This is a genomic window from Hamadaea sp. NPDC050747 (assembly GCF_040654195.1).
Lineage (GTDB): Bacteria > Actinomycetota > Actinomycetes > Mycobacteriales > Micromonosporaceae > Hamadaea.
The window spans coordinates 379,071-400,940 of record NZ_JBFAHM010000004.1; the positions used below are offsets into that span (position 1 = coordinate 379,071).

The following is a 21,870-nucleotide window of genomic DNA, read 5'->3' on the forward strand; positions in this document are numbered from 1 at the left end:
GTCAGTCTGGCATCGCTTTGATACAACATGCACATGAATTCGCGTACGGGGGTGGTCAGCTGGGTGCTGGCCGGCGCGATCCTGTTCTCGCTGGCCAGCGGGGTTTCGATCGCGTGGTTCGACGCACACGACCCGGACGGCACCGTCGTCTTCGTCCTCGTCCTCGGTTCGATGGGCGTGGCGTTGCTGGGCGGTCTCGCCGGGATCGTCGTCAACGCGATGCGGCTGGCCTCGCTGCGCTCCTGCCGACCCGCCCGATTCACCGTGCGGAGCGGCGCGTTCCGCATCCCGCCGATGGTCGACCTTCGCCTCAACGGTGTCATGGGCATCCTCCTCGTGGGACCGCTGGCCGGAACGATGTGGCGGACGCCCGACACGCGCGGCATCGCGATCGCCTTCGTCGTCGTCATGACGATCTCGATCGGGCTGCTCCTCGCCCTCGGGCCGGGACCGGTCTTCGAGCTGCGCCCGACAGGCGTTTACTGGAACGCGCGTATCTTCCGGCGGCACATCCCGTGGGAGGCCCTCGCCCCGGGCGGCCCAAACCGGCCGCGGCCGTCGGATTATCGACTGCCGTTGATCATTTCCCGGCCGGAGCTGGTGTCCCAGCGGGGGATGCGCCTCGGCAGCGGGACCGCCGAACGGCCGAACCTCTCGCTGGCGTTGGACGTCCTGCCAGTGTTCCTGGCCGACGCGATCCACTGGTACGCCGATCACCCCGAGCACCGGGCGGCCATCGGTACGCAGGCCGAGCACGACCGGCTCCGCGCCGCCCTCGGCGCCGGGAACCCGTAGGAGGCGGAGGCGCACAGCGCCCTCCGCCTCCATGACGCGTCCCGAGTCGGCGGCGTCAGCGCGACAGCGCTCGCTGCAGCTGGGCCTTCGTCATCGTGGACCGGCCCTTGATGTTGCGGTCCTTGGCCTCGTTGTAGAGCTGCGCCTTGGTCTGGCCCTTGGGCCCGCCGTGCGACCGCTTGCCGCCCCGCTCCCCCGACGACATGTCGGACAGCGACAGCTTGCTGGCCGTCTTCGACTCACCATGACGGGCGCGCTCCTTGTTGACGGTCCGCGCCGCCATCTCCTCCGCCCGATCGGTGGACATGCCGCGCTTCTTCGCGCTGGACTTGATGTGCTCGTATTGCCGTTCGCGCTTCGGGCTCGATCCAGCGGGCATGGCTTTCTCCTTTCGTTGTGCCGGTCGCCTGGCCTCCGCGTGACCCGCTGCGGATCACGCCGTGGCGGACATCAACGCCAGGGGGTCGGCCGGCGCCTTGGACTTGGCGGCCTCCATCTGCTCGCCGAGTTCGGCGAGGCGATTACGGCCGAGGGACTTGCGCACCTCGGGGAACCACTCCTGCTCCTCCTCCTCGACGTGATGCTCGACGTTCTCGATCAGCACCGTGACCTTGGCGTCGAACGTCTCGTCGGCCGGATTCAGCTTGGCCAGCTCGGACAGCAGCCAGGCGACCACGTGATGCTCCTCGACCGACTCGAGGACGTGCTCGTCGTTGTCCGGGACCTCGGCGCGCGCCGCCGGGTAGAAGATCGTCTCCTCGATGAACGCATGCGTCGTCAGCTCGTGAATGATCTTGTCGACCAGCGTCCGCTTCTGCTCGGGCGAGGCGTCCTTGTGCGTACGCTCGAACTCCCGGAACAGCCGCTTGACCGCTTTGTGGTCCTCTTTCAGCAGTACGATCCCATCCACAGCGCGCTCCTTCGCGTCCGACGTCCGGCCCGGCCACCTGGGCCTACCCGAGTCATCCCCGTGGCCACGGGACCTCAAACCCCGAGCCGAGCCGGTGGTGGCACACGAGTGCTACAACATCGACTATGGCCTACGCGAAGTCCAGCCGCGCGCTGCAGACGTCCGTCACGACGGCAGCGGTGTACGCCGTCGCGGTCGCGGTCGGCCTCCCCTATCTGCGCGCCGTGGGTGCGGAGAGCGCTCTGCTCTGGACCGGAGTCGGGACCGCTGCGGTGGCCGCCGGCACGGTGGTCGTACTGCTCGTCCGTAGCCTGGTCATCAACCTGCGTACCGGCAACCGCCCGGCTCGCTTCGCCGTCACCGACGACGCGTTCACGGTCCCGCCGGCGAACGACCTCCGCTGGGTCGTCGTCGGGTTCCTCGTCGTGGCCGGACCCGCAGCCGGGGTGGTGGGTCTGAACGCCGTCGACGGCGGCGGTTTCGCCTGGTCGATGACGCCGGCCGTCTTCGGTCTGTTCTTCCTGCTGCATAGGTTGTGGCGGATCGGCTCGGCACCGGGCCTGCGCCTCACCCCGGACGGGGTGGACTGGAACATCGGGATCTTCAGCCGCCAGGTGCCCTGGGAGTCGCTCGCGCCGGGCGGGCCGCCACGCCCGTCGCCGAACACGCACCTGATCCAGCTGCGCCTACTGCGTCCGGACCTGGTGACGCAGCAGGGGCAGGCTGTCGGGACGGGGCAGCGGCACGCGCCGGTCATCCCCGCCCGGGTCGGCATCGACACGGCGCTGCTCGCGGACGCGATCCGCTGGTACGCCGAGCATCCGCAGGACCGGGCCGCGATCGGCACTCCGGCTGAGCACGAACGTCTACTCCGCGTTCTCGGTTCCGCCGATCAGCCGAGCGAACCGCCCGCGCCACCGACGCCACCCGCCGAGCTGACCGCGGCCACCTGGGCGATCGTCGCCGGAGTGGTCGTCGCGCCGCTGCTTGCCACCGCGCAGCTCATCCTCGCGATCGTCGTCCGGCCTGAGCTCGACTCGATCGACTCCGACGAGTTCGCCCCCTCCGGCGGGGTGACGGTCGGGCTCGCCGGCCTGTCGCTGGCCGGCGTCCTCGTGGCTGGATCGGTGGCCGTCCTACTCCTGCGTCACCTCCGGCACGGCGTCGACCTCGCCCGCGTCACGTTGGCGTTCCTCGCCGCCGCGGCCCTCGTCTGGGCGATGTGCCCGCTGCAGTCGCCGCTGCCCGGTCTGATCGCCGACGAGGCGCCCCCCGTCGGCACGCCCATGCAGCTCGGTTCGCTGAGCGGGAACCTTGCCGTCGCCTGCCTCGCCGTGAGCTCACTGGTCCTGTTGCTGACCGGGCCGGTCACGGCGTACACCCGCCGCTGAGGCCGACGCGGCGTGATCATTGCGTCAGCCATGCTGTTTACTCGGGCATTTCGCTTTCTGAAGCAGCTTGGCTGGCGCGATGATCAGGCGGGAGAGGAGTGCCCGGCGTTGTGGTGAGCTACCAGATCCGGGAGGTCGTCCAGCGAATCGATGCGGAACAGGCTTCGCTCCGCGACGGCCGGCATGTCGAGGATGTGACCCCAGGGTCCGCGCCGGATGAGGCAGGTCTTCAGGCCGGCTTCCAGCGCTGGGCGTACGTCGTTGTCGGGGCGGTCGCCGACGTAGAGGATCGCCGAGGCGTCGACGCCGCTTTCGCGGACGACGTGGTCGAAGAAGGCTGTCGACGGCTTGGCCGCGCCCCATCCTTCGGAGGTGCCGATGACGTCCACCGACAGGTCCAGCCCGCGCAGGATCGTCTCGGCATACGCGGGCTGGTTCCCGGCCAGGCCGACGAGCAGGCCCTGTTCCTTCAGCCGGGCCAGGCAGCGGCGGGCGTCCGGATAGAGGTCTTCGTCGTCGAACGTCTCGGGCCGGCCGGCCGCCTCGCGCCGCTCTCGCTCGGCTTCGAGGTCGAAGCCGGGGCGAACGATCTCGAACGTCTGCCGGAAGTCCAGGCCCCGGGCGATCACCGCGCCGAGGACGGCCGACAGCGTGTGACGCGGTACGCCGATCCAGTCCGCCCAGGTCGCGAACTCCCGCGACTCGTCCAGAATGGTCCCGCCGACGTCGAAGAAAACCGCCTTGATCACCAGCACCCCCGGTCAGCTCGATGTCGTCCCGGCGGACACGGTCCCACATCTCCCGGGTGAGCCGCTACTGCCGAGTGCGCGCACTCCCCCGGCCGGCCCAGAAGCCGCGCGGCCAGCGCCATCCGCGGTCGGGCGACAGCATTCCGAGCGCGAGCAGGTAAGACGTGGGCCGCTCCGTAGAGTCTTCTCACCGGACCGGGGTCCGCTAAGGCGTACGCGGGGATCAAGATCGCGACGGTCGTGGACATTGAGATCTTGCTAACGCGCGCCGAGTTTCCGTCTTGATCAGGTGGGTACGCGATCTTCGCAAGGCCAGAAGACGTGACGCAGGAAGACGGGGGTTTTCTGATGATCAGCACGCAACAGCTGAACCTGCTGGCCGGAGCCAAGGTGTACGACGCTGCCGGGGAGAAGATCGGGTCGGTCGGCCAGGTCTATCTCGACGGTGACGACGGGCACCCCGCATGGGTCGCCGTGCGTACCGGATGGTTCGGCACGAACGAGAACTTCGTGCCCCTCGACGACGAGAGCCATATCGAGGGCCACGAACTCCATGTGTCGGCCATGAAGGACGAGGTTCGGGGCGCGCCGCAGGTCGAACGGGAGTCCGGAAATCTGAGCGAGCGATCGGCGGCCGAGCTGGACCGGTACTACTACAACCTGCCGGCCGGCAAGTTCGCCGGTCGCGCATCGTCGGCCATCGGCGAGTCCATCCGGGCCGGTGCGGACCGGACGGGCGACCAGGCTCGGCTGGGCAGCGACATGCGGATGGGCGACCGGACGCAGACCGCCGGCCGGAGCGGGATGGGCGAGAAGTCCGAGAACCTCAACCTCACCCGCTACGAGGAGCAGCTGCGGACGGGCAAGCAGCAGGTCGAGACCGGCAAGGTCCGCCTGCGCAAGCACGTGGTGACCGAGAACGTCGACATCACGGTCCCGGTCAGCCACGAGGAGGTCCGCGTCGAACGCCGCCCGATCGACGGGCCGGGATCCCGGCGGGCGACGGGTGAGCATCCGTTCGCCGAGGAGACCGCGGAGGTGACTCTGCACGAGGAGCGGCCGACCGTCAGCAAGGAGACCGTGCCGGTGGAGCAGGTCGGTCTCGTGACGGAGACCCACACGGAGCAGCAGCACGTGCAGGGCACCGTACGCAAGGAGCAGGTCGATGTGGAGGACGACCGCTCCGGACGGGACCGTAGGCGGTAGCGGGTCCGGCGGCTGGTCCTCAGGCGAGGACCAGCCGCAGCCCGACGACGGTCATCGTCGCGGCGACCAAACCGTCCAGCAGCCGCCAGGTCGCCGGGCGGGCCAGGCGCGGGGCGAGCCGCCGGGCGGCGCCGCCGAGTCCGGCGAACCAGACCGCGCTGGCGAGCGCGGCTCCGGCGGCGAACCACCATCGGTGTTGCTCCTGGCTGGCCAGTCCGCCCAGGAGCAACACCGTGTCCAGGTAGACGTGCGGGTTGAGGTACGTGAACGCCAGGCAGGTCAGCAGGGTGGCACGCAGTCCCGCTCCGGCGCCCGTCGCCGCTTCGAGGAGCCCGGGTCGCAGCATTCGGCGTACCGCCAAGGTCGCATAGGCGAGCAGGAACGCGGCGCCGGACCACCGGATGACCTCGAGCACGACGGGCCGGTCGGCGACGACGGTGCCCAGGCCCGCGACGCCCGCCGTGATGAGCAACGCGTCGGAGACCGCACAGAGCGCGACGACCGGCAGGACGTGTTCGCGGCGGAGCCCTTGGCGCAGCACGAAGGCGTTCTGGCTGCCGATGGCGACGATCAGGCCGAGGGAGGCGCCGAATCCGGCGAACAGTGAGCTGAGCACAGTGCAACGGTAGGAACGTCCACTGACGTAGTCCAACTAATGATTCTTAGGGTCGATTAGCATTGCTTAGGTGACCTTGGACTCCGCCCAACTGCAGACCTTCGCCGCGGTGATCCGCGAGGGCAGCTTCGAGGCGGCGGCCCGCGCGCTGAACATCACGCCCTCGGCGGTGAGCCAGCGGATCAAGGCGTTGGAGCAGACCGCCGGGCAAGTATTGGTGCGGCGGGCCAAGCCGTGCCTGGCCACGGCGGCGGGCGAGCCGCTGCTACGGCTGGCCGGGCAGGTCGCGTTGCTGGAGCGCGAGGCGCTCGACTCAGCGCGGGGCGGCGCCGGCGACGGGGATGAGTCGTGGACGCGGCTGCCGATCGTGGTCAACGCCGACTCGCTGGCGACCTGGTTCCTGCCGGCGTTGGCGGCGGTCCCGGCGACCGCGCGGTTGCTGTTCGACGTACATCAGGACGACGAGGACTACACCGCCGAGCTGCTGCGCAGCGGCACCGTGATGGCGGCCGTCACGACGCAGAACGTGCCCGTGCAGGGCTGCCGCGTCCAGCGCCTGGGCACGATGCGGTACCTGCCGGTCGTCGCGCCCGGCGTACGCGAGCGGTGGTTTCCCGCCGGCGGCACGGCCGACGAGTTCGCGTACGCCCCGATGCTGCTGCTCAACCGGAAGGATCAGCTGCAGCACCGGTTTCTGCGTACGGTGACACGGCGAGCGTTGGACCCGCCGATCCACTACGTGCCGTCGGCGGACGCGTTCAACCGGGCGATCGGGCTGGGACTGGGCTGGGCGTTGATGCCGGAGCACCTGGCGACCACCGAGATCGCCGCGAAACGGGTGCTCCGGCTGCCCGGCCGGCCGCTGGACGTGCCGCTGTACTGGCAGCACTGGCGGTTGGAGTCGGCGGCGTTGGCCACGCTGACGACCGCCGTACGCGACGCCGCCGCGACCGCGTTGCGCTGACGTCAGCCGTGCGCGGTCGGACGGTGATGACCGAAATGGCCGGTCTTTCGGCGTACCACCAGCAGTGCCACGAGCTTGACCGCCACGGCCGCGAGCACAGCGACGAGCAGTGGGACTGTCCACCCACGACGCAACGCCGCCCCGGCGAGACCGGCGTGGACGGCGATCGCGATCAGCACGCCGACCGCGACGACCGGCGCGACCCAGCGGGACCGCGGCCGGTGGGACCACGCGACGGCGAGCGGGGTGCGGCCGCCGAACCGCTGGAAATCGCGCGTGACGATGTCGCGGATGCGGCGCAGCGCCTGATCGTCGGTGGCCTCGATCTGCACGAGGAGCGCAGTGGCCTCGGCGGTCAGCGTGCAGCGGCCGTCGGGAAAGGCGACGACGCCCTGGGACTGCTCGCGCTCGGCGCGCACGCCCATCGCTCGGGCATGGTCGCAGAACTGCTTGAGGAAACGTTCGGCGCGGTCGGTCTCGATCCGCGCGATGTCGGTCGGCATGCCGTCCAGTTTTATCGAGACACAGTGTCTACGTCAACAACGAAGTGTCGGAGTGGAGGCATGGTGTAACCTCCGAGGGTGCCCAAGTTGTGGACGGAGACGATCGACGCGCACCGGACGGCGCTGCGAGACGCGATCCTCGACGCCACCGCGACGCTGGTCGCCGAACACGGGCTCGTCGGGCTGACGATGTCGCAGATCGCCGACCGGGCCGGGATCGGCCGGGCGACGCTGTACAAATACTTCCCCGACGCCCAAGCGGTCGTCGCCGCCTGGCACGAACGGCAGCTCACCCGTCATCTGGAACAGGTACGCGCGGCGGCCGATCCGGCCGTGCCCGCGGCAGACCGCCTGCAGGCGGTCCTGCGGGCATACGCCCAGCTCCGGCACGCGTCGCACGCGCACCACGACAGCGACGCGGCGTTGGCCCTGCACGAGACCCGCCACGCCGACCAGGCCCACCAGACGTTGCGGGGATTCGTCCGCGACCTGATCACGGAAGGCGCGCGTGCCGGGCAGCTGCGGTCCGATGTGAGCGCCGACGAGCTGGCGGCGTACTGCCTGGCGGCGTTGAACGCCGCGGTCGCGCTGCCCAGCCGCGCCGCCGTCGACCGGCTCGTCAAGGTGACGGCGGCGGGACTCAAGGATTCCTGACCATTGAGGCCTTCCTGCGGAGGCCTTACTCCTGAGATTTCCTTGCCAAGGCTTCACTACGGGGCTTCACTACGGGGCTTCGCGATGGGCCTTCACCGCTGGGGCGGGGTCTGCGGCCAGCCGGCCGGCGGGGACGTCGGCGCGGGCGGCGGCGCGTACGCCCCGTAGGCCGGCGGTTGGGCCTGCGGCGGGACGGGCTGACCCGGCCACCCGGCGGCCGGCGGTGCGACCGGCGGCTTCGGCCCGGTCGCGCCGACCCGCGGCAGCACCAGCGCGGCGATCAGCAGAATGATGCCGAGGTCGAACACGATCCGGCTGGCCGCCCAGATGTACTCGTTCGTCTCGGTGACGACGTCGAAGTCCTGCAGCAGCCAGTACAGTGTGGCCAGACCGAAACAGGCCAGGCCGAGCACGGCCGCCAGAGTCGAGAGCAGACCGTTCTTGCGGACGCGGAGCAGGACCGCGATGGCCCCGACGAACGTCAGCACCAGGACGAAGATGTCGTCGAACTTCGCGAAGTTGGAGTAGAACCCCAGATCCACGGCTTCGAGGGACGAGGCGGCGAGAGACATGGCGCTGAACCTATCCGATCCGGGGAAACGCCGGTACGGCCGTCCGTCCTTCGCATTGGGCCAGCAGGCGGGCAGCCCCCTCGGGCAGGAACGGCGTGAGTTCCCCGGCGATGAGCCGGCAGGCCGCCAGCAGGTCGTCCAGCACCGCGGTCTTGGCCGCCGAGTCCCGGTCACCGAGTTGCCACGGCCGGGTCGCGTCGATGTGCTGGTTGGCCTGCTCGACGGCGGAGCAGAGGGCCCGAGTGGCCGTCCGGAAGTCACCGTCGCCGAGCGCCCGGCCGATGTGTTCCGGCAGTACGCCGAGCGCTGCGGTCAACGGCCCGCCGGCCGCTGCCGGTGGCGTGGCGCCGAAGTGCTTGCGTACCAGGGTGGTCGTGCGATGGACGAGGTTGCCGAAACCGTTGGCGAGATCGCGGTCAGCCCGGTCGACCAGCCGGGTGGTGGTGAAGTCGGTGTCGCCGAGCCGGGCGACGTCGCGCAGCAGCCACCAGCGGACGGCGTCGGCGCCGTAGCGCTGGATCAGCCGCACCGGGTCGACGGTGGCGCCCGCGCTCTTGCTGATCTTCGCGCCGTTCAGGGTGAGGTAGTCATGGACGAGGATAGTGGTCGGCAACGGCTGACCGGCCGACAGGAGCAGGGCCGGCCAGTAGACGGCGTGGAACCGCACGATGCCCTTGCCGATCACGTGGATGCGCTCGTCCGACTCGGTCCACCACTGGTGGTAGCGCGGTGAGTCGTAGCCGAGCGCGGTGACATAGTTGCCGAGCGCGTCCCACCAGACGTAGACGGTCTGGCTGGGATCGCCGGGCACCGGGATGCCCCAGCCACCCGAACGTGCGGCGGGACGCGAAACACTGATGTCCGACAGGCCACCGCGCAGAAAGGCCAGCACCTCGTTGCGCCGCGCCGCGGGCTCGACGCGTACGCGGCCCGACTCGACCGCCGCGAGCACCTCGTCCTGATAGCGGGACAGGCGGAAGAACCAGTTCGACTCCGTCACCGGCTCCGGCGGTACACCGTGTTCCGGGCAGACGCCGTCCACCAGGTCGACCGGAGCGTAGAACTGCTCGCAGCCTCCACAGTAGAGACCCGAGTACGCGCGGCGATAGAAGTCGCCCCGGGCCGCGCACGCCTCCCACAGCCGCGCGACGCCGTCGGCGTGCCGCTGGTCGGCACTGGTACGCACGAAGTCGTCGCACGCCACCTGCAGCGGTTCGGCCAGCGCGGCGAACCGGGCGGCGTTGCCGTCGACGAAGGTACGCGTGTCGACGCCGGCGGCTCGGGCGGCCACCACGTTCTTCAGCGCGTTGTCGTCGGTGCCGGTCAGCAGCCGTGCCTCGTGCCCGATCCGGCGCGCATGCCGGGCCAGGACGTCGGCCTGCACGAGTTCGAGGGCGTACCCGAGATGCGGTTCGGCGTTGACATAGGGAATGGCGGTGGTGACGTAACGGCGTCCCATGGCGGGTCCTTTCCAGCCTGGCCCGCGTACGCCGAGATGCCCCGCCGCCGCGGGGTATGTCGTCGGAAGTCTCAGCGCACGACGAATGGCCCCGGGAAGGGGCGCATCATTGCTCCGGTCGGCGCTGCTCGCATGGCGGCATCGTGGCACGCCGCGCGGGCAGCCGTCACCCGGATTTCCCGGCACCGGCGGCTCGCACATCGGGGGCGCACGTCCCGGCGCACGTCCCGGGGCACGTCCCGGGGCACGTCCCGGCGCACGTCCCGGGGCACGTCCCGGCGTACGTCCCGGCGCACGTCCCGGCGCACGTTATCCCGGATATCGCGGCTATACCCGCGCTTGAAGGGGGCGTTATCCCGGATAACGCGCCGGGACGGTCGCTACAACGCGCCGAGAACGCCGGGGCTGAACCGGTCCCGCGCTGCACGCGGCTGGGCTACGTTGACCTGATGGGACTGAGCCGCCGTCACCTGCTGACCGCGGCGGGCCTGAGCCTGACCGCCGGCGTCACCGCGTGCGGCTCGAAAAACGAGCCGACGGGCGCCGCTTCGTCCACGCCTACCTCGGCCGGCCCGACGAGCCCCGCGCCGACCACGACCGGGCTCGACGAGGCCGCGCTGCGGCGTAAGGTCGCCAGCCTGCTGGTCGTCGGGTTCCGCGGGCAGACAGTCACCGCCGACGACTGGATCGTGAAGGCCGTCCGGGACCAGCACATCGGCGGCATCATCCTGTTCGACACCGATCAGCTGACCGGCCGGCCCCGGAACATCACCTCGCCCGCGCAGGTCACGCAGCTCGTCACGACGCTGCGCGAGGCCGCGCCCGGCCCGCTCATCGTCTCGATCGACCAGGAGGGCGGGCGCATCTCCCGCCTCAACCCCGGCAACGGCTTCCCGGCCAGCCAGTCTCAGGCCCAGGTCGGCGCGGTCAACCAGGCCGCGCACACCACATCCTGGGCCGAAGGACTGGTACGCAGCATGACGTCGGTCGGCGTGACGATGAACTATGCGCCGGTCGTCGACCTGGCCACGAACCCGGACAACCCCGCGATCGCCAAACTCGGCCGCAGCTTCTCGGCTGACCCGAACGTCGTGGTCGGCAACGCGACCGAGGAGATCAAGGTGCATCGCGCGAACCGGATCAAGACCTCGATCAAGCACTTTCCCGGTTTCGGCAGCGCGACCGGTAACACCGATTTCGACGTGGTCGACGTGACCGGCACCTGGAAACGCAGCGACCTCATTCCGTTCCAGCGGCTCATCGCCGCCGGCACCACCGACTCGGTCCTCGTCGCCCACCTGCTCAACCGGCACCTCGACCCGGACAAGCCGATGTCCTTGTCCCGCAAGGTGGTCGACGACCTGTTGCGCGGCGAGCTGGGCTGGACCGGACCGGTCGTCAGCGACGACATGCAGGCCAAGGGCATCACCGCCAAGTACGGCACCGCCGAGGCGTTCACCCTCGCCGTCCAGGCCGGTGTCGACCTCCTCGTGTACGCCAACCAGCAGGTCTACGATCCGAAGATCGTCACGAAGATCCTCGATGTGGCGGTGGACCGGGTCAAGCGCGGTGATCTGACGATGGCGCAGATCGACGCGGCGGTGGCCCGGGTCGACACGCTACGTCCCTAGACGATCTCGACGAGGACCGGCCCGACCCGCAGTACGCCGTCGGTCAGCGGCGTACACCGGATGCCGCCCCTGTTGCGCAACCGGTCCCGGGCGCCCGGCCCGATCGTGGCGTCCATCCAGGCGCACGGGTTTGCCGGGCGGTTCGCCTGGAGGCGTACCGGGCCGTCGCCGCAGTCCAGGATCAGGATCGAGCCGACGAGGTCGTCCACCGGAACCCCGGCCAGCAGGACGTTGCGGCGTACGTGGGTGAGGTCGGCGCCGGGCGGCAGCGAGTCCTGCGCGATCACCGTCACGGCGGCGTCCTTGTGCGCCTGATGTCCGAAATAGCGGTCGCCGACGATGCCCAGGCCCGCGCGGAGGCGTACTTCGGCGACCAGTTCGCCCGGCGGAGCGGGCGCGGGCCCGTCCTGCGGCCGTCCCTCGAAACGATGGACCGGTGAGGCGAGCAACTGCACGATCTCCGGCATAAGCGCATGGTACGCGGCCCCGGGTTTGCCGAGTATCCGCGCACGTCAACCTCCGACCGCTACGGTGGGACCATGGGCGAGAACCCGCTCACCCCGGCTGAGCTGGGCGAAGACCCGGTCGCACCGGACACCGCGAACCGGCCGGCCCGGCGTACGTGGCCGATCTGGGTGGCGATCGGAGTCGCGGCCGTGCTGTTCCTCTGCTGTGCCGGGACCGCCACGGCGGGCGCCGTCGTGTGGAAGATGCGCCACGACGACTTCACCGTCACCGGCGATCTGACCCTGGCCGACAGCGGCACGAAGGACGGCGCGGTCTGCTCAGGCAACGAGATGTACGGCGACATCACCCCGGGCACCCAGATCGTCGTCAGCGACGCCGAGGGGACCGTGGTCGCGGTCGGCACGCTGGGCGAGGGCATCTCGAAGGGCTCCGACTGCGTCTTCCCGTTCACCATCGAGCACGTCCCGAAGGCGCAGAAGTTCTATGGTCTGACGCTCGGCCAGCGGGGCACCCTGACCTACACGCCCAAGCAGTTGAAGGAGGGCTTGCACCTCTACCTTTAGGCTCCGGATCCCCCGAGCTTGGCGACCGCGATCCGGGCTGCCTTCTTCGCGACCGGAACCGGGCTGTCCACGTGCCGGCTGATCTGCTCGACCGCCCGGGTGGCCTTGAGCTTCATCAGGGCGGTGATCGCGAAGGCCACGACGTCGTCGTCGTCCAGTTCGCCGATCAGCACGTCGATGACCTCTTCCCGGCGCGGCCCCTTGCCGATCCGGCCCAGGGCCTGCACGACCATCTGCCGGGCGCCCCGATGGCTGCGATCGGTGGCCAGCTCGATCATCTCGTCGAGCAGTGCGGCGTCGGCCACCTGGTCCAGCGCGTTGCCGACCGTCCACTTGTACCCCTCCGGCAGCCGCGGATCACGGAAGAGGCGTACCAGTGCCGGTCCGGCGTCGGGCCGGGCCGCCCGGACGCTGAGCGCCCGGGCGACGGTGTCCCACAGGTACCACCGGTCGCGGTCTGGCAGGTCCGCCGTCCCGATCTCCTCGATCCAGCGGATGAGGACCGGGACGGCGGCTTCGGGCAGATCCTCGAGGGTGGTGAGGTCGCCGGGGTGCTTCACCCGCACCCCGGCGGCCGCAAGGTCTTCGGTCATCTGCCGCGTCACATGTGCAAGGGCGGTAGCCATTTGTAGATCCTTATGAGCCGCAGCTCCTGAGCCGCGCGCATCGAGGTCGTGATGATCGCGTCCTGGCGCACGATGTACACCGGGACCTTGCCCACCGATTCGCCGTACAGTATCAAGTCGAGCGTCTGACCAGTGAAGTCGACGGTGTCCTCGGCCTTGACCTCGACCACCGTTCGCCGTTTGGCGTTGTAGTCCGGGAAGCGGCGGGCCGCTTCGCCCGAGAAGGATCTGACCGCCTTCTTGCCTCTGGCCGGGATGCCCAGTGCCTTCTCGGCCTCGGCGCCGACGATCCGGTTGATCCGCAGTTGTGCGATCCGTGCGGCTCGCTTGGCGAGCACCGCCGCTTCGGCGGCCTTGGCGGCCTGACGCGCCCGGATGACGTTCTTGATCTTGGCGATGCCCTTACCGCCGAAGACCAGCTCGGCGACGGAGAACACCGCGCGTCCGATGGCTTCGCCGTAGTTGCCCCGGTTCCAGTCGTCGGCGATCGGGTCCCAGATGCTGTGCCAGACGCCGCCCCAGAATTCGCCCGGGTTGTCGCCGGCGTAGTTCCACAGCTCGCTGATCTGCTCGCCGCAGGGGAAGCAGCCGACCACCGCGGCGCCGAAGTCCCACAGCCCGGTGACGGTCGCCCAGGCCTGTTCGCCGATGCCCTTGAAGAACCCGCCGATCTGCTTGAGCCAGTTCGGGATGGAGAAGTGCCCGTCGACTTCGAAGTTCCCGACGGGGTTGCCTGAGGCGAACAGGTACCGGTTGGCGGTGCCCGCTCCCATGCCGAGCTGGAAGTCGGCCAGGGCGCCGGTGTAGAAGTCGGGCGTGAGGAACCGCGACGCGGTCGGCGAGTAGTCGCGGAATCCCATGTCGTAGGTGCCGCTGGCCTGGTCCCATCGTTGCGCGTTGAACCGGTAGAGGTTCACCGGCCGCTTGACGCGGAGCAGGTCGGCGGAGTCCGGCTTGTCGACGCCGGTGAACATCGGGGCGTCGTCCTGGCCGTACGCGGTGTAGCCGTAGGTGGCCCGGGTGTTGCCGCTGGTGTCGGTGATCGCTTCGACGTCGCCGCGGGCGTTGTGCACGTAGTTGAACTCGCCCGTGGGTCCGCCGTCGTTCGCGGTGACGGTCTGCGAGATCCGCTCGCTGCCGGCGCCGTACCGATAGGCGGTGGTGCTTGTGGTGCTCGTGCCGACACCGGCGGTCCGTTCCTCCGACAGCACCAGGTCGCTGGCGCCCATGTACCGGATGGCGGTGTCGGCCTGTCCTTCCAGCTGCGCGCCGGTGTCGCTCGCGCCGTAGATCTTCCGGCTCGTGGAGATCGTGCGGTTCAGGGTGTCGTACGCGTAGTCGGTGATGGACTGGTACCGGAAGTAGGAGACCTCGTTCCGGATCTTGCGGTCGAACCCGTCGTAGCAGTATCCGCTGAAGCTGTTGGACGGGTCGACTGGATCGCCGCCGGTGACGATCGAGGTGGATCGGATCTGCTCGGTCCGGCCGAACGGGTCGTAGTAGTAGAAGGACGAGGTCGTGGTGGTGGTGCCGTCGTCGTTCGGCGACCCGCCGATGGTCTTGGTCAACCGGTTGCGGTCGTAGAAGTTGGCGGTGGTGCTCTTCTTTCCGCCGGGCTCGGTGAACTCCTCGGTGAGGATGTTGCTGTTCGCGTCGTAGACGTACTTCTCGGCCCGGTCGGTGCCCTTGGCGACCTGGGTGATCCGGTCCCGCGGGTCGTACTGGTAGGTCAGGGTCCGGTCCAGGTACGCCGCAGTGTTGTCGGCGTTCATCAGCCTGGCGACGTCTTCGGCCGGATTGCCGTTGAGGTCGTACTTGAGGGTGTGTTCGGCGATCAGGCGCCCAGGCGTACCGGTGTTTTCGGCGAGGTGGCGCAGGCGACCGTCGGCGTAGTAAGTGAAGTCGACGTTGCCGCCGAGCGGCTTGGTCTGATGGGCGAGCTGGCCGCGTGGCGTGTAGGTGTACGAGCTGATCCGCGGGTTCGGATCACCGGCCTGGGTCAGGTTCTTCGCCGTCGTGACGAGATCCCGGGCGTCGTACACGAACTCGTCGATGAGCGAGTCGAAGGTCCGCTTGGTCACGTTGCCGTTGGCGTCGTAGTCGTAGGTGGAGGTGTGCTGCACCGCACCGGAGTCGAGCTCGCTCATCCCGGCCAGTTGGTTGAGCCCGGTGTAGGTCATCGTGTAGCGATCGATCTGGGAGCCGGTGCTCCCGTCGCTCAGCGTGGTGAGGTTGCCGTTGGCGTCGTATGTGTAGGTGTACGACTGACGCTCGTTGTCGATCACTCCGGTGGTGTCGCGGACGAACTTGATGGCGTCGGCCACGACGATGCCGTTGGCGGCGTCCGAGAGGGTGACCTGATCGGTGTTGGTCAGGATCACCATCGGATAGGTGCCGAGGCTGACCCACTCGCCGGCATGCTGGGTCTGGTCGACGACCTTGGTCTGGCCGAACAGCGTGTACTTGGCGTCGGTGGCCGCTCCGGCGACCGCCGGATAGCGCACGAACACCTCGTAGTCGTCGTTCGCATGGCGGTTCGGCGGCACCCAGGTGAACTTGTTCGCGCCTGTGCCGGGCGCGTGGGTGGCGTAGTCGGTGCCGACGTAGCCGGTGCCCTGCGTGCTCGTCGTCCAGTCGCCGACGGTGGTGACGTAGTGCTCGTCGGTGTTGTCCCACAGCGACACGTCGCTGCCGACCGGTACGCCTTCGTCGGCCCGGTTCTGCAGTTTCCCGTCGGGGTAGTACGACATCGTCATCGTGTGGGTGAGGCCGCCGTCGGCGCCGGTGACGGTCCGGCGGGTCTGCTGACCCAGGGGGTTGTAGTCGAACGTCGTCGAGATGCCGAACGGATCGGTCGTCGACGCGATCCAGCCGTTGTCGAGGTAGGTGTATCCGGTGTCGACCCGAGGACCTGCCGCTCCCGGGACCTTGCCCGAGGTCGGCTGGGAGACCTTGGTCAGGTTGCCCACCTCGTCGTAGGTGTACTGGACCTTCTCCCCGACGGTGTAGTACGCGTCGTCCTTGTCGTACGGAAGGACCTGCTCCTTGATCCGGTTGAGTTCGTCGTACACCGCGACCTGGGCGAAGTCGTCCGGGTCGTCGGTGGTGGCGACGCCGCGCGGGCTGACCACCTTGGTGCGGTTGCCGACCTGGTCGTACTCGTAGCGCGTGAGGTGGTACGCGACGACGCCCCCGACCGTGTCGTACGGCTCCTTGGCTTCGGCCAGCAGTCCACGCGCGTCGTAGGTCAGGAAGGTCTGGTTGTTCTCCTCGTCGGTGGTCGTGACCATCAGCCCGTCGCGGTCGTAGCCGACGCTCGAGGTGAATCCGGCCGCGTCGGTCGAGGTGCGGACCTGACGATCGCTGTCGTAGGTGACCTTCGTGGTGAAGTCGTCCGGGTCCGCGGTGGCGTTCTTCAGCTGGTCGACCACCTTGGTGATGTTGCCGACGCTGTCGAAGGTGTAGCTGATGACACCGTTGCGGGCGTCGGTGATCGAGGTGTTCTGGTAGATCTCGTCGTACGCGTACCGCGTCACGAAATCGTCGGCGTCGGCGGTGAGGTTGCCGTTCGGCTCGGTCACCGTGAGGACGTTGCCGACCTTGTCGTAGCCGTAGCTGGTCTTGCGCTCCGGCCCGCCGGTGGTGTCCTTCGGCGCGAAGGTGGCCGTCGTCCGGTCGCCGGAGTCGTAGGTGGCGGTCGTCTTGGCGCCGTTGGCGGCGGTGGATTCGAGGATGTTGTCGTTGGCGTCGTACACCGGAGCCGGTTTGACCAGGAAGTCGCCGGTCGCCGCGTTCTTCGGCACCCGCGCCGTCAGCGGCCGGTTCATCAGGTCGAAGCCGAACGTGCTGGTCTTGCCCTTGGCGTCGGTCACCGACACGACGTTGCCGCGCTCGTCGTACGCCTTGGTGCTGGTCCGCGTCAGCGCGTCGGTGCTCGTCTTCGGCAGGCCCGTGGGGTCGTAGGAGCCGAACGAGGTGCTGTGACCGTTGGCGTCGGTGATCTTCGTCAGCTGACCGTAGGTGTCGTAGGCGTAGGTGGTGGTGTAGTCGCCGTCGGCCGGGGTGCTCGTGCCGGCGGGATCGGTGGCGCTGGTGAGGTTGCCCTCCAGGTCGTAGCCGAACGTCCAGCGCCGGCCTTCGGAGGACTGCTTGGCGATCAGGTCGGCCCAGTGCCCGGTCAACCCCGTCTGGTACGCGTACGTGGTGCCGGGCCAGCCGTTCTTGACCTGTTCCGCCGTCTTCGACTCGGTCGGATAGCCGGTCTTCGGGTCGTACGCCGAGGTCGACACCGCGCCGTCGGCCTCTTCGAGGCGGATGACGTTGTGGTCGCCGTCCCAGCCGAGTTTGGTCGTCTGGTTCTTGGCGTTGGTGGTCTGGAACGTCCGGCCGTATCCGTCGGTGCGGAAGGTGGCCGGGTGGTTCTCGGCGTCGACCACCACGGTGGTGATGGTGTCGCCGGTCGGCCCGTCGGGATCGCTGTAGGCGAAGGCGATCGGGTTGCCGAGCCGGTCGGTGTAGTCCTTGGTGGCCCAGTGGAACTTCGGGTCGTCGTCTGGCAGGTCGTAGTACCTCAGCGCAGTACCGTGGCCACGCGGGTCGACGACCTTCACGAGCTTGACGTTCTTGTTGCCCTGCGTCATGTCGTACTGGAAGCCGAACACCTTCGGCTGGGTCCATCCGGCGCCGTCGATCAGCTCGCCGAGCAGGCCCTTGTCGGTGTAGGTGAAGGTCAGCGTTCGGCCGGAGATGTCCACGATGGACCGGACGTGGTCGATGATCTTCGGGTTGGTCAGATTGCCCTGCCCGGTGACCTTGGCCCAGGTGGTGTCGTTGACGTAGTCGTACGTGTCGCCCTTGGCCCAGTAGGTCAGGGTGAGCGTCTGGCGTCCGGCGGCGTCGGTGATGTACTTCAGGAACTTGGTCGGCTTGTTCTGTGAGCGGCGGACCTCGTAGGTGAACGTCATGAGGTTGCCGTTCTTGTCCTCAATCGACGACAGGTATCCGTCGCAGTCGTAGTAGAAGACCGTGCGGTCGGGCCGGGTCATCGTCCAGGCGCGGTCTGCCTCGGTCTGCGCCTTGCAGGACACGAGTTGCTGCAGGAACAGGTGCACGCCCTTCGGCGAGGTCCACTCGTTGGCGGTGGCGTTCCAGGTGAAGGTGTGTGTGGTCCCGTCGCCGTCGGTGAGTTTGACCGTCGTCGGGTTCGGGTTCGGATGGAAGTCCAGGGCCGAGCCGAGGCGCAGCGGCGACGACGCTTGCAGCGACCAGCCGTACCCGGTGACCGTGTCGGTGGTGTCCTGCGAGTTGTACGCCAGCCGCAGGACGGTGGCGATGCCGCGGGAAGGGTTGCTCAGGGCGTCGTAGGTCCAGACAGTGTTGCCCGCGTGGAGGTTGTTCATCAGCGCCGACCCCGCGCCGGTGTCGACGCCGTCGTAGCTGTAGAAGCTCTCCAGGCCCAGCTCGTCGGAGGTCGGTTCCTCGACGGCGACCTTCTGGTCCAGCGAGGCGATGCCGCTGCCGGCCGACAGCCATTGGCCGGTGGTCTTGTTGTGCAACTCCCAGCGCAGCACGTAGTCGGTGCGTTTGTTGGCCGGGTCCGAGGACACGGGTGTCTTGACGGTGGCGGCGACGTCGGCGGTCGTGCCGGCGGCGATGTCCCGTGGCAGCGCGGTCGCGACCTGGTTGCCGCTGGTGGTGACGTCGGTGCCGTCCGGCAGGCTCCAGTGGTAGGACAGCTCCCAGGTCGCGGTGGTCCACGCCGTGCCCGTGGGGTTGGACACCGAGACGGTCACCGGATAGGTGCTGTCGGGAGCCATCAGCCCGGCGGTGCCCGGGGCGTAGTAGGTGGACTCGGGCGTCGGCTCCAGGTAGGTGACCCGCAGGGTGGGGCGCAGCATCGGCTCGGCGCCCTCGCTGGACAGCAGCATCGCCCGCTGGGTCGACGCCACCTCGTCCCGCATCTTCAGCAGGAACCCGTAGTTCGAGGCCGGGCTGGTCAGCCAGTTCTTGACGGTGTTCGTCACCGTCCACGACTCCCACTCGGGGTCGTTGGTGAACCCGTCGAAGTAGGACTCGGCGGTCGGGTCGTAGTCGCCGCCGGGTGTGGTCCACGCGGTGCCGGAAGCGGCGCTGTTCCAGGTGGCGGTGGTCTCGTCGAAGGCCCGGGTGAGCCGATGCACGTCGACCTTGCCGTCGGTCACGTTGCCCGGGTACAGGCCGGTGTTCCACATCTCCAACTGGGCGTCGACCACGTTCGCGTTCGCCGGCACGCCGGTCAGATTGGCGAACTTCACCAGGCCGCGAGTGTCGCCGTAGGCGCTGGAGTTGTTGCCGGGCGACACGTAGGGGTCTCCGCCGTAGACGTTGACGTTGGCCGTGGGCTGCGCCGCGGACAGCGTCGTGTCCGGCACCTGGTTGGCCGTCGTCTCCCGGAACACCTTGGTGATGCGGCCCGCCTTGGGCAGGAGCGCGCCCTGGGTCGGCCCGGCGATGACCTGCCCGTCGGCGGTCTTGACCGCGATCATGTAGTAGTAGAAATGCCGCTTCAGCGGATCAGTCTCATCCGTGGGCGTCGGCACGGCGGTGGTGTCCTGGTAGGCCAGCGCGTTCTTGGCGACCGGCGCGACCAGGGTGGCCGCCGACGGCACGAAGGTCTGGTAGACGCTGCGGTGCACCTGGTATTCGACGATGTCGTCCGCGGTGGACGCCGAACCGGTCGGATCCACGTAGGCCGGCCAGGTCAGGGCGGCACCCGTCGAGGCGATCGTCGTCGGGGCGTCCACGGAGACGCCGGGCCGGCCGAAGGTCACCACCAGCTTCGGCAGGTTGTAATCGCGCCGGTTGTTGTCGTACGCGTACTCCGACGCCTCGTAAACGGGTCCGCCGCGGCCCTTGTCCTGCTCGTCGACGGCCTTGATCATGAAGCCGTAGTTGGGCTGGACACCGTTGACCCAGTCCTGCACCACGTTGCGGACCGGGAAGCTGTTCCAGACGCTGGAGACACCGGCCTTCTTGGTGGTGGTCCCCCACTTGGTGAACCGCACAGCGTCGGCGATCACCGACTTGTTCGCCACGTCGCCGAGCACGACCTTGCCGGTGGTGCCCGCCGCGAACGGATGCACCCCGAGGGTCTTCCACACGCCGTCGGCCGCGCCGGTCTGGTCCACCGTGTACGCCTTCGACCCGCCGTTGTAGTACACCGTGTATGGAGTCAGGGTCGACCGGTCAGCCTCCGAAGTGAAGTGCACCTCGACCTGATAGTTCCCGGCTTCGGTGATCGTCGGCGTCCACGTGTGCGTGTTCCCCGCCGTCGCGTCGTTGTTGTAGCGGTAGTCAGCGCCGATCGCCTTGGCCGTCAGCGAGTTGGTTGAGTACGGCCACGTGCCGGAGAACGACGTCCCGGCGTCACCGTCGTCGACCACGACCACGTTCCCGGCGGGCTGCGCCGCCATCGCCGTGTTGATGGTGCCCCACGTCGCCGTCGACTCGTCCCACGCGCTGGTCACGCGCCGCGCTTCGAGCGCCACGTCGTACGAGTAGTCCCAGTGCGTCTGCGAGTAGTACAACTGCAACTGCGCGTCGTCGATCGGGGTCCCGGCCGGGATGCCGGTCAGCGGGAACCGCACGAGCGAACGCCAGGTGTTCGTCGACTCGGTGCCGACCTTGAGCTGGTAGGTGCTGTTGTAGTTCGTGCCGGTCGTGCCGGAGTAGATCTCGACGTCCTGCCCGTCCGACGGCACCGGCTGGATCTTGATCGTGGGGTCGATCGTCACCGGGTACTGCCGGGCCGCGTCGGCCAGCCAGGCCGCGTCCGGCACGAGCGTGATCTCGGCCGTCGAACCGTTCTGGGTCAGGATCTGGGCCACGTTGCGCGACATCGTCTTGCCGACGTCGGACTTCGCGTCGTCCTTCGAGTCGAACATGTACGGCGCGGGCATCACGAACAACACCCGGCCGCCGTCCGGCCCGGTGAACTCGATCGACCCGTCGGCCGCCTGCCGCGCCACGAGACCACCGGTCTTGATCGACAGGGTCACCGCGAACGGCTCGGCCGGCGCCTTCGCCAGGACGAAGTCCTCCTGCAACGTCGTCGGCGTCACCTCGTAGACCACGTCCGCGCCACCCGCCGCGCCCGGGTAGGTCACCGTTGAGCCGTCGACCTTCGGCGTCAGGTCCGTGGCCGGCCCGGTCAGGCCCAGCTCGATGTGCCGGCCGCCGGACTCGAACCGCACCAGCTTGTCGGACCGGTCTCCGAAGCGGGAGGTGAAGGCGTTGGCGACATTCTGGTACGCCCACCCGCCCGAACCCGCCCGGACGGACAGGTCGATCGGCTTCCACGTACCACCGTCGCGGTAGTTCAGCGGAGTCTGCGACACCTCGGCCTGCATCCGGCCGTCCGACAGCAGATAGAACCGGGCGTTCTGCGTACGCCGCGAGGTCAGCTCCTTGACCCGCTTGGCCGGCGCCCATGCCTTGCCCTTCGATCCGGGGTCGTCGTGCGGCACCCCGTCCAGCCGCAGGTCCACCGACTTCGGCGGCTCTTTGGGCCGGGGCGCGCTGCTCGCCCCGAACAGGTGGCGTATCGGATCCCAGAAACCGCCTGGATCGTCGGCGGCCTGCTGCGTGCTCGACGGTGCGGCGAACGCCGGCACACCCGAACCCATGATCATGACGACACTCAGCGCGCTGGCGAGCAGCCAGCGTCGGCTCCGGTTTCGCAAGGCCGAATCCTCCCCAGGACCGGGTGCCCAGCACCCGAAACGG

17 protein-coding genes are annotated in these 21,870 nt (G+C 68.8%); 7 read left to right on the plus strand and 10 right to left on the minus strand.

Annotation, left to right across the window (positions count from 1 at the left end):
• Positions 1-33 precede the first annotated feature (33 nt).
• On the plus strand, positions 34-795 hold the full coding sequence (locus tag AB0H43_RS11195) for a hypothetical protein (protein WP_359999121.1): 762 nt from the start codon (positions 34-36) through the stop codon (positions 793-795).
• Between the two features lie 55 nt (positions 796-850).
• Here AB0H43_RS11195 and AB0H43_RS11200 read toward each other — a convergent pair whose 3' ends face one another.
• The gene (locus tag AB0H43_RS11200; protein ID WP_359999122.1) at positions 851-1,174 is read right to left on the minus strand and encodes a plasmid stabilization protein; all 324 of its coding nucleotides are present in this window, start codon (positions 1,172-1,174) and stop codon (positions 851-853) included.
• A 54-nt stretch (positions 1,175-1,228) separates the two neighbouring features.
• Positions 1,229-1,705, minus strand: a complete 477-nt coding sequence (locus AB0H43_RS11205; protein WP_359999123.1) for a hemerythrin domain-containing protein — start codon at positions 1,703-1,705, stop codon at positions 1,229-1,231.
• 125 nt (positions 1,706-1,830) lie between these two features.
• Here AB0H43_RS11205 and AB0H43_RS11210 point away from each other — a divergent pair, with 125 nt between their 5' ends.
• Positions 1,831-3,096 (plus strand): hypothetical protein, encoded by a 1,266-nt coding sequence (locus tag AB0H43_RS11210; protein WP_359999124.1) that lies wholly within the window; start codon positions 1,831-1,833, stop codon positions 3,094-3,096.
• Between the two features lie 83 nt (positions 3,097-3,179).
• On the opposite strand, the gene AB0H43_RS11215 is transcribed toward AB0H43_RS11210, so the two are convergent.
• Positions 3,180-3,845, minus strand: coding sequence for an HAD family hydrolase (locus AB0H43_RS11215; protein ID WP_359999125.1), 666 nt, complete (start codon positions 3,843-3,845; stop codon positions 3,180-3,182).
• A gap of 348 nt (positions 3,846-4,193) precedes the next feature.
• Here AB0H43_RS11215 and AB0H43_RS11220 point away from each other — a divergent pair, with 348 nt between their 5' ends.
• Positions 4,194-5,051, plus strand: a complete 858-nt coding sequence (locus AB0H43_RS11220; protein ID WP_359999126.1) for a PRC and DUF2382 domain-containing protein — start codon at positions 4,194-4,196, stop codon at positions 5,049-5,051.
• Positions 5,052-5,070: 19 nt separating this feature from the next.
• Here the strand turns inward: AB0H43_RS11220 and AB0H43_RS11225 are convergent, their stop codons facing one another.
• Positions 5,071-5,667 carry a LysE/ArgO family amino acid transporter gene (locus AB0H43_RS11225; protein WP_359999127.1) on the minus strand — a complete coding sequence of 199 codons (597 nt, stop codon included), beginning with the start codon at positions 5,665-5,667 and terminating at the stop codon, positions 5,071-5,073.
• 76 nt (positions 5,668-5,743) lie between these two features.
• On the opposite strand from AB0H43_RS11225, the gene AB0H43_RS11230 reads away from it, so the two are divergent.
• Complete coding sequence (locus AB0H43_RS11230) at positions 5,744-6,631, plus strand: LysR family transcriptional regulator ArgP (protein WP_359999332.1); 888 nt, start codon at positions 5,744-5,746, stop codon at positions 6,629-6,631.
• A 2-nt stretch (positions 6,632-6,633) separates the two neighbouring features.
• On the opposite strand, the gene AB0H43_RS11235 is transcribed toward AB0H43_RS11230, so the two are convergent.
• A complete protein-coding gene (locus tag AB0H43_RS11235) occupies positions 6,634-7,134 on the minus strand; it encodes a DUF2218 domain-containing protein (protein ID WP_359999128.1) in 501 nt (166 codons plus the stop codon).
• A 78-nt stretch (positions 7,135-7,212) separates the two neighbouring features.
• On the opposite strand from AB0H43_RS11235, the gene AB0H43_RS11240 reads away from it, so the two are divergent.
• Positions 7,213-7,788: a TetR/AcrR family transcriptional regulator gene (locus AB0H43_RS11240; RefSeq protein WP_359999129.1), complete on the plus strand. Its 576-nt coding sequence runs from the start codon at positions 7,213-7,215 to the stop codon at positions 7,786-7,788.
• A gap of 92 nt (positions 7,789-7,880) precedes the next feature.
• Here AB0H43_RS11240 and AB0H43_RS11245 read toward each other — a convergent pair whose 3' ends face one another.
• On the minus strand, positions 7,881-8,360 hold the full coding sequence (locus tag AB0H43_RS11245) for a hypothetical protein (RefSeq protein WP_359999130.1): 480 nt from the start codon (positions 8,358-8,360) through the stop codon (positions 7,881-7,883).
• 10 nt (positions 8,361-8,370) lie between these two features.
• Positions 8,371-9,819, minus strand: coding sequence for a methionine--tRNA ligase (metG, locus tag AB0H43_RS11250; RefSeq protein WP_359999131.1), 1,449 nt, complete (start codon positions 9,817-9,819; stop codon positions 8,371-8,373).
• Between the two features lie 449 nt (positions 9,820-10,268).
• Here metG and AB0H43_RS11255 point away from each other — a divergent pair, with 449 nt between their 5' ends.
• Entirely contained in the window at positions 10,269-11,450 is a 1,182-nt protein-coding gene (locus tag AB0H43_RS11255; protein ID WP_359999132.1) for a glycoside hydrolase family 3 N-terminal domain-containing protein, read from the plus strand.
• On the opposite strand, the gene AB0H43_RS11260 is transcribed toward AB0H43_RS11255, so the two are convergent.
• Positions 11,447-11,917 carry a molybdenum cofactor biosysynthesis protein gene (locus AB0H43_RS11260; RefSeq protein WP_359999133.1) on the minus strand — a complete coding sequence of 157 codons (471 nt, stop codon included), beginning with the start codon at positions 11,915-11,917 and terminating at the stop codon, positions 11,447-11,449. The genes AB0H43_RS11255 and AB0H43_RS11260 overlap by 4 nt on opposite strands.
• Before the next feature lie 72 nt (positions 11,918-11,989).
• Between AB0H43_RS11260 and AB0H43_RS11265 the strand changes: the two genes are divergently transcribed.
• Complete coding sequence (locus AB0H43_RS11265) at positions 11,990-12,481, plus strand: hypothetical protein (protein WP_359999134.1); 492 nt, start codon at positions 11,990-11,992, stop codon at positions 12,479-12,481.
• Here the strand turns inward: AB0H43_RS11265 and AB0H43_RS11270 are convergent.
• Together AB0H43_RS11270 and AB0H43_RS11275 are read right to left on the minus strand one after the other, a co-directional pair.
• A complete protein-coding gene (locus AB0H43_RS11270; RefSeq protein WP_359999135.1) occupies positions 12,478-13,107 on the minus strand; it encodes a HEAT repeat domain-containing protein in 630 nt (209 codons plus the stop codon). The two genes, AB0H43_RS11265 and AB0H43_RS11270, sit on opposite strands and share 4 nt — an antisense overlap.
• A complete protein-coding gene (locus tag AB0H43_RS11275; RefSeq protein ID WP_359999136.1) occupies positions 13,083-21,827 on the minus strand; it encodes a DNRLRE domain-containing protein in 8,745 nt (2,914 codons plus the stop codon). Before AB0H43_RS11275 ends, AB0H43_RS11270 begins: the two co-directional genes overlap by 25 nt.
• Between the last annotated feature and the right edge of the window lie 43 nt (positions 21,828-21,870).

What these genes read in the sequence shown, in the direction of transcription:
- AB0H43_RS11195 (WP_359999121.1), top strand. Translation starts at nt 34, where the DNA reads ATGAATTCGCGTACGGGGGTGGTCAGCTGGGTGCTGGCCGGCGCGATC.
- AB0H43_RS11200 (WP_359999122.1), bottom strand. Translation starts at nt 1,174, where the DNA reads ATGCCCGCTGGATCGAGCCCGAAGCGCGAACGGCAATACGAGCACATC.
- AB0H43_RS11210 (WP_359999124.1), top strand. Translation starts at nt 1,831, where the DNA reads ATGGCCTACGCGAAGTCCAGCCGCGCGCTGCAGACGTCCGTCACGACG.
- AB0H43_RS11220 (WP_359999126.1), top strand. Translation starts at nt 4,194, where the DNA reads ATGATCAGCACGCAACAGCTGAACCTGCTGGCCGGAGCCAAGGTGTAC.
- AB0H43_RS11235 (WP_359999128.1), bottom strand. Translation starts at nt 7,134, where the DNA reads ATGCCGACCGACATCGCGCGGATCGAGACCGACCGCGCCGAACGTTTC.
- AB0H43_RS11245 (WP_359999130.1), bottom strand. Translation starts at nt 8,360, where the DNA reads ATGTCTCTCGCCGCCTCGTCCCTCGAAGCCGTGGATCTGGGGTTCTAC.
- metG (WP_359999131.1), bottom strand. Translation starts at nt 9,819, where the DNA reads ATGGGACGCCGTTACGTCACCACCGCCATTCCCTATGTCAACGCCGAA.
- AB0H43_RS11255 (WP_359999132.1), top strand. Translation starts at nt 10,269, where the DNA reads ATGGGACTGAGCCGCCGTCACCTGCTGACCGCGGCGGGCCTGAGCCTG.
- AB0H43_RS11260 (WP_359999133.1), bottom strand. Translation starts at nt 11,917, where the DNA reads ATGCCGGAGATCGTGCAGTTGCTCGCCTCACCGGTCCATCGTTTCGAG.
- AB0H43_RS11265 (WP_359999134.1), top strand. Translation starts at nt 11,990, where the DNA reads ATGGGCGAGAACCCGCTCACCCCGGCTGAGCTGGGCGAAGACCCGGTC.
- AB0H43_RS11270 (WP_359999135.1), bottom strand. Translation starts at nt 13,107, where the DNA reads ATGGCTACCGCCCTTGCACATGTGACGCGGCAGATGACCGAAGACCTT.